At 40.1% G+C, this 12083-nt stretch carries 10 protein-coding genes and 2 pseudogenes; 7 read left to right on the forward strand and 5 right to left on the reverse strand.

Translation table 11 applies throughout. From position 1 onward, the window contains the following. The 3 genes and pseudogenes from ACFE90_RS20665 to ACFE90_RS20675 form a co-directional block, all read right to left on the reverse strand. A pseudogene (locus tag ACFE90_RS20665) lies at positions 1–663 on the reverse strand (hypothetical protein); the annotation flags it as partial. 1325 nt (positions 664–1988) lie between these two features. Then, a complete protein-coding gene (locus ACFE90_RS20670) occupies positions 1989–3878 on the reverse strand; it encodes a transketolase (RefSeq protein WP_375503796.1) in 1890 nt (629 codons plus the stop codon). Between the two features lie 459 nt (positions 3879–4337). Continuing rightward, on the reverse strand, positions 4338–4805 hold the full coding sequence (locus ACFE90_RS20675) for a GNAT family N-acetyltransferase (protein WP_375503798.1): 468 nt from the start codon (positions 4803–4805) through the stop codon (positions 4338–4340). Positions 4806–5061: 256 nt separating this feature from the next. Here ACFE90_RS20675 and ACFE90_RS20680 point away from each other — a divergent pair, with 256 nt between their 5' ends. The 7 genes from ACFE90_RS20680 (at position 5062) to ACFE90_RS20710 (ending at position 11321) form a co-directional block, all read left to right on the forward strand. After that, positions 5062–5556 carry a hypothetical protein gene (locus tag ACFE90_RS20680; protein ID WP_375503800.1) on the forward strand — a complete coding sequence of 165 codons (495 nt, stop codon included), beginning with the start codon at positions 5062–5064 and terminating at the stop codon, positions 5554–5556. A gap of 224 nt (positions 5557–5780) precedes the next feature. After that, positions 5781–6107 carry a DUF6464 family protein gene (locus ACFE90_RS20685; protein WP_375503802.1) on the forward strand — a complete coding sequence of 109 codons (327 nt, stop codon included), beginning with the start codon at positions 5781–5783 and terminating at the stop codon, positions 6105–6107. 260 nt (positions 6108–6367) lie between these two features. After that, entirely contained in the window at positions 6368–7615 is a 1248-nt protein-coding gene (locus ACFE90_RS20690; protein ID WP_375503804.1) for an ABC transporter substrate-binding protein, read from the forward strand. 7 nt (positions 7616–7622) lie between these two features. Further along, positions 7623–8627: a branched-chain amino acid ABC transporter permease gene (locus tag ACFE90_RS20695; protein ID WP_375503806.1), complete on the forward strand. Its 1005-nt coding sequence runs from the start codon at positions 7623–7625 to the stop codon at positions 8625–8627. A 192-nt stretch (positions 8628–8819) separates the two neighbouring features. Next, complete coding sequence (locus ACFE90_RS20700; protein ID WP_375503808.1) at positions 8820–9422, forward strand: Uma2 family endonuclease; 603 nt, start codon at positions 8820–8822, stop codon at positions 9420–9422. A 49-nt stretch (positions 9423–9471) separates the two neighbouring features. Continuing rightward, positions 9472–10437: a branched-chain amino acid ABC transporter permease gene (locus ACFE90_RS20705; RefSeq protein WP_375503810.1), complete on the forward strand. Its 966-nt coding sequence runs from the start codon at positions 9472–9474 to the stop codon at positions 10435–10437. 92 nt (positions 10438–10529) lie between these two features. Further along, entirely contained in the window at positions 10530–11321 is a 792-nt protein-coding gene (locus ACFE90_RS20710) for an ABC transporter ATP-binding protein (protein ID WP_375503812.1), read from the forward strand. A gap of 149 nt (positions 11322–11470) precedes the next feature. Here ACFE90_RS20710 and ACFE90_RS20715 read toward each other — a convergent pair. Both ACFE90_RS20715 and ACFE90_RS20720 read right to left on the reverse strand, forming a co-directional pair. Continuing rightward, positions 11471–11806 (reverse strand): annotated as a pseudogene (locus tag ACFE90_RS20715) (DUF4351 domain-containing protein); the annotation flags it as partial. Between the two features lie 15 nt (positions 11807–11821). Further along, positions 11822–12083 (reverse strand): DUF4351 domain-containing protein (locus tag ACFE90_RS20720; RefSeq protein ID WP_375503814.1); only part of this gene is annotated, 262 nt, incomplete at its 5' end.

Consider the following 12083-nt stretch of genomic DNA (forward strand, 5'->3'; position numbering starts at 1 on the left):
AATGATGGTGGCATCTTTAATATTCTGGATGCCAGTGCCAGTACCGCCGTCGCCGATGTCATCGCCGTCGAAGCCGCCGTTGCCGCCCTTGCCGCTCTTCCCTGTGCCGATGATCGTGTCTTCTCCGTCTCCGGTATTCAAATTGCCACTGTTAGCAATGCCTGTGCCAGTACCGCCTTCGCCGCCCTTTTCGCTGTACTTCTCGCCGATACCGCCGTCGCCACCGTCGCCGCCAGTACCGATACCAGAGATAATGTCTTCTTGATCCCCTGCATTCAGACTGCCACTGTTAGCAATGCCAGTGCCGTTGCCACCCTTGCCACCCTTGCCAATATTGTTGTCGGTGTAGCCGTTGCCGCCGTCGCCGCCAGTACCTGTGCCAGAAATAGTGTCTTTTTGGTTCCCTGCATTCAGCTTGCCATTGTTACCAATGCTAGTGCCAGTACCGCCATTGCCGCCATTGCCGCCGTTGCCGCTAGTACCGGTGCTGCCGATATTGCCAACACCCGTGCCCTCAATGGTGTCCTTTCCTGAGCCTGTATTAATCAAACCTGGAGTTAAAATCTCAATTCCAATTGCGAAAGATGCATTTAACTCTTTCCCTACTATTGTGTCCGCACTGGCGGCACCGATGAAATTGGGTGGAATGCTTAGTCTAGGCATGATCAAAATCCTCTCAATTAGGTTAGTAAGGTTGGTTTGCTGATTCAAAGTTCACAGAAATAAAATGCACATCAAGTTTTAAAATGCATTCTTGCTGTATGTTCATCTGGGTAAAAGAATATAGTTGTCTCAATCACTCAGTATGTGTTATTTATCGCAGATTTAAAAAAACTGAGGTATTTTACGATGTCCAGAGAAATATCTGCCAACACATCTTTTTTGTCCGAAGTCCAAATTTACTATCTGCTCAATAACATCTTAATAAGCAGATAGCGAATAAGTTAAAAATATTTTAAGTATAAAAATATACTCATAAGATATAACTATATTATATTGAGCAAAAAGTTTGCATTTCAGTAAACGTATGTAAAGTCAATACTTTTTTTTGATAATTTTTGGGAGATTTTTTGAAAACGCCGATTTTGGTGAATTTGTACATATCAGTTTTTGTCATCAAAAAAGATTAGAAATTTGAATATAAAATCAAAGGTTTTAGAACACCGATTCAGTAAGAAACTTCCAAGGAATAAATTACTCAACAAAAATCAAAAGTCCACATTTCAATAATAATGATAATAATTAATATTTAGAAGGATTTTATTTTTTCTCAGTCCCTAAGTAACAATGCCCATCCTCAGCTGCTTCACTCAAATAATCTTTTTAATAATTATTAAATTGATTTTTCCATAATAAAATTTATCAGTTTTTGCCCTCTACGTTTTACCTCTTGCTTTTTCACAAAAATAATGCTACTTTAGGTATAATTTATTACGTTTAAGCTAAATCAAAAGACATATAAAAATATGTTTTAAAAGTATTTTTGCTAACATCAAAGTCTCCCAAACCTAACCCCCATTTCCTTTTAGGGAAGGGGGGTTTCAAAGTCTCTCAGGAGTGGAGGAGAGGAATGGAAGTGGGGTTTATAGTATACTTTGCAACTTTTCAAACATCCTCTAAGCTCAACTTTATCCAAAATTAAGAATTTGGTTCTCCTGATACGGCAAAAACCCTAGCTTTTTGGCAAAAACTTTTTCTATGTCACTGATTTTTAGTGAAATAGAAAAAGTAGAACTACCATCTCACAAAAGTTTAAACCTCAGCTTGAGTGTTACCAAAAAATGGATAAAGTCGAGCTAAGAGGTTTTACTACGCAAAACCGTCCCTCTGCGACTCGAAGAGGGACAGACTTGAACTGAAGTTCAAGACAGGGAGAGGTTCGTCGAACTCATGTTAAATAATAATTCTTTCTCAAGAACTGCTCCTCCTCTTCCCCTGCTTCAAGAGCTCACCTCAACAGATAACTTTCTTAACCGAACCGTATTGTCTTATACCCCTACTGGCTGTCTGACTTGCGATTTCACCGCTTCAACAATGGCATCTGCGTCAATTTTGGCAGCATGGAGCAATTCTTCTGGGGTGCCTGAACCTGGCATATCAAGCACTGCCAACTTAATTAGCCGCACTTGAGGCCCATTGTAAGTAGGAATACTACTAGTGCCAGCAAAAGCATCAAGTACAGCCGCACCTAGTCCGCCTTCCATCCAATGGTCTTCAACAACGACTAAATTTCCTTTGGTATCGCGTGCAGCTTGATGAAGTGTCTCGACATCAATGGGTTTGATAGAGTAAGCATCTATGACGCGTACTGTGATGCCTTCGTTTTTGAGACGATCGCTAGCCTTAAGTGCTTCATGTAAGGTAATCCCAGCCGCAATCACAGTGGCTTGATCTCGCTCGGAGCTACGGATTACTTTGCTACCACCAATGGGAAATTCTTCATCAGAGCCATAAATTACAGGTGTGCTTTCCCTGGTGGTGCGGAGGTAAACAACGCCATTGCGATCGCTCATCTGCGCCACTAGTTTAGCCGTCTGATTGCCATCACTGGGATAGAGTACAGTACTATTCCACACTGCTCGGTAGGCTGCTAAGTCTTCCAGTGCCATCTGTGAAGGGCCATCCTCACCAATAGATACCCCAGCATGGGAACCCACTAATTTAATATTGGCGCGAGAGACAGCCGCCATTCTTACAAAGTCGTAACCTCTACTCAAGAAGGCGGCGAAGGTGGAAGCAAAAGGTTTGTATTTTCGCACCTGCAAACCCACGGCTGCTGCGATCAGTTGTTGTTCAGCAATATACATCTCAAAGTAGCGCTCAGGATAGGCTTTGGCAAAATCTTCTGCATAAGTGGAATTACTGACTTCGGCATCAATAACAACTACATCTGATTGAGCGGCTCCCAATGCGACTAAAGCGTCACCATAAGCTTTACGTGTAGCTACCTTTGCACCTTTTTCATAAGTGGGAAGTTGCAGTGGTTGAGGATTGCCTGTTGTAGCAGGCTGGCCTTGTTCTTCAGGTTTGTTGACTTGAATTATAATGTGGCGTTCACCACCTAACTCAGCGATCGCTTGTTTCTCATCGTCGGGTTTAAATGCTTTGCCGTGCCAACCCCCTATATCTTCCACAGAAGCCACACCTTTGCCTTTCTTGGTGCGGGCGATAATTACGGTGGGGCGATCGTTACTGCTCAAAGCAACGCTAAAGGCTTGGTCAATCTCTGTCAAGTCGTGACCATCAATTTCAATCGCTTCCCAGCCAAAACCTCTAGCACGCGCAGCATAGGCTTGTGTGTTCCAGCCCAGTTCAGTCTCACCCCGCTGGCCTAGACGATTGACATCGATAATGGCGATCAGATTGTTTAGGCTGGAGTGTGAGGCATGATCAAAAGCCTCCCATACAGACCCCTCAGCTGTTTCGCTATCACCCAGCAATACCCAAATATGGTATGGAAGTTGATCTAGATATTTACCTGCTAGAGCCACTCCTACACCAATTGGTAATCCTTGTCCCAATGAGCCAGTCGCCACATCAACCCAAGGTAAAACTGGTGTAGGATGTCCTTGTAGACGACTGCCAAATTGCCGTAGCGACATTAACTCCTCATCGGTAATTACCCCCGCAGCTTTATACATGGCATAGAGTAGAGGTGCAGCATGTCCTTTAGAGAGAATGAAGCGATCATTATTCGGTTTCTGTGGATTATCAAAGTCGTAGCGGAGATATTTGGAGAGTAAAACCGCCATCAGATCAGCAGCTGACATGGACGAGGTAGGATGACCTGAACCGGCAACGGTTGTAGCGCGAATACTATCGACACGCAACTGTTGTGCTAGTTCATGCCATTGGTGTAATTGCTCTTGTGTAGTCATAGTGGTATTCCTGAATAAAAATCAAGGGGATTGCGGCGAATTCTTTGTATACTTATGTTTTGGCTAGGCTTTGCTTTTTTCCTGAAAGAAATTACCAATACGCTCTAGGTAAAAGTAAAGATTATTTTTTGGAATTTTTACTTTGTTATGGGTGGTATCTTTTCAAATCAGAAGTAGACACAAATCTAACTAAACTTGCTCAGAGGTTTATTTCATTTCCTCTGGATTCACTTTAGATAGTAGAAGTTACAGTTGCTTCTTTCTTACGGAATAAATAAGTTTTCTTTCTTATGGTATACAAAACTAATTACACTGAATTAAGTATTTTCTTTATTGATAAACAAAAAAATTGAGAGTGCAGTCAGATAAAAAATTAGTCCTTGTTTAAAATACTTGAATATTCTTTACAGTTTAAAGCAAAATTTTCTATCCGAAATTATTATTTTTAATCAAAAAACTTCAATAATTTAAATATTTTTCCATGATAAAATTTATCAGTTTTTGCCTTCTACGTTCTACCTCTTGCTGTTTCACAACAATAAAATTTTGGCTCTCAAAAAAAGATTTAGCTGTAATACTGGCTTCTACAAATAACTTTTCAATACCCAAAGACTTTGCTTTTGATTCAAGCTGTTCTAAGATTTTCTTACCAATCCCTTTTCTTTGAAAATCTTTATGACAGTAAAAACGGTCAATATGTCCATTAGCCTCTAATTCCCCAAAACCAATAATTTTACCCTGCTCCTCTGCTACATAAGTAAACTTACTTCTTAAACTTTTAATCCAAACGTCAATATCTATGTTTGCGGGTGCCCAAGCATCTACTTGTTCTTGTGTGTAATCGTGAATATTCACTTCATGAACAGTGTCGTAGAACAATTTCATAATTTCTTCGGTATCAGCTATTTCGTATATTCTTAGTCTCATAAAGAAGATAATTAATTCATAAATAACTCTAATAGAAATATTATCAGCGCTAACGGGTCTACTTCAGCTTCCGAGTGTAGTCCTTTTTGCTTATGGCGGTTCTCGGTTGAGTAGGTAAATCCCACCCCCCTCTTTGCAAGCGTATACACCAGAATTTTTCAGATTAAACTTCATAATATGTATAATTTGTATAGTACAAATATACTAATAAACTGCTAAAATGCCTTAAAAGTCAGCTAGCCTTACTTGAGGTAGTATGAAAAAAATCCAAGACACGGACAAAAAGCCCATTTTGCTGTTCCAGCCTACATCTGTAATTACTGCTATAGTGCCACTGCAACCCCAAGAAAAAAAAATCATCAGTGAACGGGAGCGTTTTATAACCCAAGTCGAACGCATCAATCAGATGGCACAAGAGTTAGAAGCAGCGATATTAGAGTTGAAAGCGATCGCTAACACACTGAATACTCAAAAACCTTACCCATTCTTGATAAAGGAGCTATGCAAAAATATTTGTCAGTATTTCGCAGTTAGGGTGCCTTGGGTAAAACGAAAGTCTAACGAATCATTTATTTTGACAACGCGAAAAGTTGATTTATTCCGAGCTGAAAGGGAAGCTGCACTGCTAGCACAGCAACTTCGTCAGCAAACCAAAAAAAGATTAGCATTGCAGCGACACAGAAAAAACAAGAATGGAGCTAAGGCTGACACAAAACACTTCTTCAAAAAGGTATTAGCCAACAAATCTTAAAATTATCAACATTCAGCGGCAGATCACCTCTGAGGTTTTAACAGTTATGCTGATTGAAGTGGCAGAAGCAAATTCTTCCTCAAAATTACTCACCACATTACCATTGCTAATTGCTACGAACTGTGGTAGGAAGTAGGCAAACCTGCCCTAGTATTTGCACTTCCGTAAAACCAGAGTGCAACATCAGGGACAATCAATCAGCGCATAGAAGAGGTAAAAAGAAGGTGTTAAAGACACTTTTAGTGATTGCCGTTGGTTTTTTACCGTCCCTGATTTCTCTGTGGGCGATCCGCAAAACCCATGCGCGATCGCGCCTACGAATGAGGCAAGCAGCCATGAATTTTCGACCGATGCAGGGACGGCAAAACGTCAGACCTGTAGAAGGCGATCGCTATTATTTAGAAGGCGTGGGTTATCTGATTGGCGATATCAGCTGCAAATTTAATGCCCGATCTGGCTACATGCGTTGTGCTGTCAATCCCGAAGGCCCATGTAACGGTTGTCGTCACTACGAACCCAAAGGATTAGCTGATAGTGAAAAAAGGGCTTAAGAGTCCTTACTTAGCAGTCAACTGAACTGACAAAGCGACTTCATAGCACATTCCCAAATAGAACCTGGGAATGATAAAATCATTACTAATTATAATAATTTGTATTTACAAATACTTTGAATATTTACCTTTGCATGGTCAAATAAGAATGATTTAATATAATTCGTGCAAAAGTGGAAATCTGCGTCATTTTGTTTGCAGATTATTAACTTTAGTATTAGCTTTTGCCGAATATCTAATAACTACATGATTATCTAACGATGAACAACGCGATCGCTCAGACAACAGCATTATTATCAACTTGCGCTTTGCTACTAACAGGCTGTGGTGGTGGCGGTGGCTCTGTGACAAATTCTCCAAATAGTACTACAAACAACACTACAACTAACACCGCCCAGACTACGACTACATCGGGTGCTATTCCCATCGGTATTGCCTTAGCACAAACCAGTAACGTAGCATTACTTGGTCAAGAGGGATTCGTGGGAGCCAGAATTGCCGAGAAGTATTTCAACAGTAAAGGCGGTATTAATGGCACTCCGATTAAATTGGTAAACCAAGATACTAGCGGTGATGAAGCTGGAGCAATTAACGCTTTTCAAACTTTAATTAACAAAGATAAAGTTGTCGGTATTGTTGGTCCTACTTTATCACAGCAAGCTTTTAGTGCTGACCCCATCGCCGAACGTGCTAAAGTCCCAGTTATTGGCGCATCAAATACCGCAAAAGGAATTCCAGAAATCGGTGATTATGTAGCTCGTGTATCTTCTCCCGTCTCTATAGTTGCCCCTAATTCGCTGAAAGCTGCACTCAAGCAGAATCCTCAAATTAAAAAAGTGGCAGTTTTTTATGCCCAAAATGATGCATTTAATAAATCAGAAACAGAGATTTTTCAAAAAGCAGTAAAAGAACAAGGGCTAGAATTAGTAACAGTTCAAAAATTCCAAACTACTGATACAGATTTTCAAGCTCAAGCTACCAATGCAATTAACTTAAAACCAGATTTAGTAATTATTTCGGGACTAGCGGCTGATGGTGGTAACTTAGTGCGACAACTGCGAGAACTGGGTTATAAAGGCATAATTATTGGTGGTAATGGTCTGAATACACCAAATGTTTTATCAGTTTGTAAAGCACTTTGCGATGGTGTGCTGATTGCTCAAGCTTACAGTCCTGAATATCCTGGTGAGATTAATAAGGTATTTCGCCAAACTTATATTGAGCAATATAAGAAAGAACCAGCCCAATTTACTGGTCAATCTTTTGCTGCGGTGCAGGTGTATGTTGAAGCTCTTAGAGCGTTGGATAAAAAGTCTAAAATCAGCACATTACCTCTTGATAAACTGCGGACAGAATTGAACAAGCAAATACTAGCTGGAAAGTATAATACTCCTTTAGGTGAGATTGCTTTTACACCAGTAGGTGATGTGATTCAAAAAGAATTTTACGTTGCCCAAATCAAGATGGATAAAGATGGAAATACTGGAAAGTTCGTATTTATAAAATAGTTGCAACATGGACATAACTCTATTTTTACAACTAGTTTTGCAGCAATTTTTGAACGGATTATCTATTGGTAGTATCTATGCAATTTTTGCCTTGGGATATACCTTAGTTTATTCTATTTTGGGCATCATTAATTTAGCTCATGGCGCGATTTTTACCTTGGGTGCATACTTCACTTATGCACTCATGGGTGGTAACTTTGGATTTAACGGCTTGTTGGCTAATGCAGCCCTACCGATAAAATTACCATTTGCTATATCCTTGATTTTAGGAAGTACCTTGGCGGGATTGGTAGGGGTAGTGATGGAACGGCTTGCTTTTCAACCTTTGCGCCGTCAAGGATCTGATCCCTTGCTAACTGTTGTTTCCAGCTTGGGGGTAGGAGTGGTAATTGTAAATTTAATCCAGTATTTAGTAGGCGCAGAAAGTTACACATATCCCGCAAATATTTACGGTAATTTGCCACCTGCGATTAACTTTGGTACTCCAGAAAACCCAATTCCTATTCGCAGCGTTCAGGTAGTAATTTTTGCTGTATCAGTGGTGATTGTGGCAATTCTTACCTATTTTATCAATCGGACTAAATATGGTAAGGCAATGCAAGCGATCGCAGAAGATCCAACTACAGCTAGTTTGTTAGGAATTAATAGCGATCACTTTATCATCTTAACATTCTTCATCAGCAGTTTTTTAGCAGGATTAGCAGGAACTTTAGTCGCCTCTAGTGTTAGTATTCCTGGGCCAAGTTTCGGCATTGCTTTTGGGTTGCGGGGTTTAGCGGTAATTGTCTTAGGTGGTTTAGGTAGTATTCCCGGTGCAGTGTTAGGAGGTTTCTTAATTGGATTAGTAGAGGCGTTTGTAGGATTAGTAGAGGAGCTTCTAAAGGTGCTTCTACACGACCCCGAATTATCTTTATCTGGATATAAAGACGCAGTAGCTTTTGGAATTTTGTTTATCATGCTATTAGTTAGACCCCAAGGTTTGCTAGGGCGGCGGTTTATTCAGAAAGTTTAAAGAGACGTAGCTGGGCTATTTCATTCTCATCTAGCCCGCCTCAGAATGAATTCTGAGTCTAATAGCGAAAGTCGTCTAAAGACGACTAAGAAAAGGTTATAGTCCGTTTTAACGGACTTTAGCTATTAGCCTAGAACTTTAGTTCTGGGCGGTTTATGTCAAGAATAAAATAGTCCAGGGAGATGTAGCGTCATGAAAACATACACCAAACCTAAATTAACATTTGAGCAATTTTTAGAACAGTGTCCAGAAGAAGGTTTATATGAACTTGTAAATGGAGTAATTGTAGAGGTGCGTGCAACCAGAAATCATGATGATGTCGCTGACTTTACAGCTGACTCTTTCAAAGATGAAATTAAACGTTTAAATCTAAATTACGTAGTAAAAAGCACAGCCGTCTTTAAAACTATAACTGCCAATGGAATAGAACAAGGGCGTAAGCCTGATATAAGTGTCATAGATAAAGATACATGGCGCTCAAATCGTTCTGCTTACTCTGCACTTGAAGAACCTATCCAGTTAGCTGTAGAGGTGACATCAACTAATTGGGAAGATGACTACATTGATAAATTGGATGAATATCAACGCTTAGGTATTACAGAATATTGGATTGTAGATGATTTAGCAATTAGACTAAGAGAGGATTTAGGAAATCCAAAAGTTCCGGCTGTATTTGTTTTTCTATTAGATGCTGAGGGAAAATACCAACGCACACAGTTTAGAGGTTCAGAACGGATTGTGTCACGAACTTTTCCTGAACTGGCGCTGACAGCAGACCAAATATTAACAGTTTAATAGATAATAAAAGCGATAGTTTGATTAAGCTTAATCCAAGTTTTTTAAAATGGCTGATTTTTTCGCTACTTATGGTTCTTTAATTGTCTCTATGGTATTAGGGGCGCTAGTAGGGTTATCACTTTACTTACCGCTAATGACAGGGCAATTGTCTTTAGCTAGTCCAGGATTTTATGCTTTAGGTGGGTATATTGCAGCAATTTTATCCACCAAAGTTTTTACATCTAGCAGTAGTTTATTTCCCATTCCATTGTTGTTATTGGAGATGTTAATTGCTGGTGTAATTTGTGGTTTATTGGGTGTAATAGTAGGAATTCCAGCGTTGAGATTGCGAGGAATTTATTTAGCGATCGCTACTATCGCTTTTGTGGAAGTTCTGCGCGTTATCTCCCTGAATCTAGATATTACTGGCGGTGCTGTTGGAATTTTTGGCATTCCTCAACCTTTTCAAACACCAATTGAATATTTATGGATTGCTTTGCCCTTACTATTAATTAGTATGGTGCTGTTTTATCGTTTAGAACGCATCCGTGTAGGAAGGGCTTTTCTTGCTATCCGCGAAGATGAATTAGCTGCGGGTGCAATGGGAATTGATCCTACTTATTACAAAGTTTTGGCATTTACACTAGGGGCTATCCTTGCAGGGGTTGTAGGTGCAATTAGCGCCCACTTCCTTAATACTTGGAATGCTCGTCAGGGTACTTTTGATTCCAGTATTATATATTTAACTTTTGTTTTGATTGGTGGTTCAAGAACTTTTTTAGGTTCGGTAGTCGGAGGTATGGTATTTACAGCCTTACCGGAAATTTTGCGAAGCCTGGCTGATACTGGTGGTTTACCTAATTGGCTAGCACAATTTTTGCGCGATGGGAGATTAATTATTTTTGGTTTACTAATAGTAATAGGTACAATATTTTTTCCCCAAGGGCTAATTACTCCAGATATTTTTCAAAGACGGAAAATCACGAAGAAACGAACCGCATTCGCGAAGCGTCCCGAAGGGAAGGACGCATAGACACAAAGTGGCTTCCCGCAGGGTAGGGCGCAAAGTAAGAAAAATTTTAGAGAGTTATTGCGTCAGTTTTATATTTATAATAATATGCACAAATGTCACATAGTATTCTAGAAACTAACAGCAGTATTGTCTTAGAAGCAAGAGCATTGACTCGTCGCTTTGGTGGCCTGGTGGCAGTCAATAATGTATCTTTTAGTGTAAAGAAACATGAGATTTTTGGACTGATTGGGCCTAATGGTGCTGGCAAAACAACACTGTTTAATTTGATTACTGCTTTCATTCCACCTTCTAGCGGTAAATTAATTTATCAAGGTGCAGAAATTTATCAACTGCGTCCTCATCAAATTGCTGCTTTAGGTATCGCCCGTACTTTTCAAAATATCCGCTTGTTTGGGGAATTGTCGGCGTTAGAAAATGTGATTATTGCTCGGCATTTACACACTAAAAGTAATATGATTGCAGGAGTTTTGGGATTACCACCAGCGCCTAGTGAAGAACTTAAAACTAAGCAGAAAGCTTTAGATTTATTGGATTTGGTGGGATTAAGCGATCGCGCTCACGAAAAAGCCAAAAATTTTGCTTATGGCGATCAGCGTCGGCTAGAAATTGCCCGTGCTTTAGCATTAAAACCGCAAGTCTTACTTCTTGATGAACCTGCGGCGGGGATGAACCCCAACGAAAAGCAGCAACTCAGTGAATTTATCCGTAGCCTGCGCGATCACTTCAATTTAACGATCATCCTTATAGAACACCATGTACCATTGGTTATGGGTTTGTGCGATCGCATTGCGGTGTTAGATTTTGGGCAATTGATTGCATTGGGTGAACCATCTATAGTTAGAAATGACCCGGCTGTAATTGAAGCTTATTTGGGAAATGAATAAGCTATTGAGAATGAATTACAAAAAAATCTTGAGGTTTACAATTTTCCGGTAGCAGCAAAATTTTAGTCATCACCTGCTTAAAAAACTTCGGCTGCAAATCCACTAAATCTTTTCGGGCTGATTTTGTAATACGTACAAGCAGTCCAGATTCAGCTATTCAAAATATTTTCAACTGTGAAATTAGTCCCATGAAGTTCGTTGTAGTCGGTAATCACTTCTTCTACCGAATAAGATTCACCTACCACAAATTCCTCTAAAGAGTTCACTGCGATAGCACTATCCATTAAGCTTTCTAATTTTTCCACACTTTCACCCTCAAGCCTTGCTTCCACTTCATGAGGAATTTCACCAAAACGTCGTTGCAATACCCGGATTAGCTGCTGTCGCGCCCCTTGCTGAATACCTCTTTACTCAATTTCTTGATACCAAGACGATTCTCGCAATACTGCCATATCCCACCTCATGATTTGTTGCACTAAAGGCGATCGCACCTGTGAAATTTATATAAACAAAATACTTACAAATTCGTCTAAAGAATTCACAGCGATCGCGCTATCCATTAAGCTTTCTAATTTTTCCACACTCTCGCCCTCAAACCTTACTTCCACTTCATGAGGAATTTCGCCAAAGCGTTGTTCCAATACCCGGATTAGCTGCCGTCGCGCACCCTGCTGAATACCTATTTGCTCAATTTCTTGATACCAAGGCGATTCTCGCAATACTGCCATATCCCACCTCATGATTTGTTGCACTAAAGGCGTG

This window comes from uncultured Nostoc sp., from assembly GCF_964245445.1.
GTDB lineage: Bacteria > Cyanobacteriota > Cyanobacteriia > Cyanobacteriales > Nostocaceae > Nostoc.

Coding starts and splice junctions, on each gene's coding strand:
- ACFE90_RS20670 (WP_375503796.1), bottom strand. CDS start 3,878: ATGACTACACAAGAGCAATTACACCAATGGCATGAACTAGCACAACAG.
- ACFE90_RS20675 (WP_375503798.1), bottom strand. CDS start 4,805: ATGAGACTAAGAATATACGAAATAGCTGATACCGAAGAAATTATGAAA.
- ACFE90_RS20680 (WP_375503800.1), top strand. CDS start 5,062: ATGAAAAAAATCCAAGACACGGACAAAAAGCCCATTTTGCTGTTCCAG.
- ACFE90_RS20690 (WP_375503804.1), top strand. CDS start 6,368: ATGAACAACGCGATCGCTCAGACAACAGCATTATTATCAACTTGCGCT.
- ACFE90_RS20695 (WP_375503806.1), top strand. CDS start 7,623: ATGGACATAACTCTATTTTTACAACTAGTTTTGCAGCAATTTTTGAAC.
- ACFE90_RS20700 (WP_375503808.1), top strand. CDS start 8,820: ATGAAAACATACACCAAACCTAAATTAACATTTGAGCAATTTTTAGAA.
- ACFE90_RS20705 (WP_375503810.1), top strand. CDS start 9,472: ATGGCTGATTTTTTCGCTACTTATGGTTCTTTAATTGTCTCTATGGTA.
- ACFE90_RS20710 (WP_375503812.1), top strand. CDS start 10,530: ATGTCACATAGTATTCTAGAAACTAACAGCAGTATTGTCTTAGAAGCA.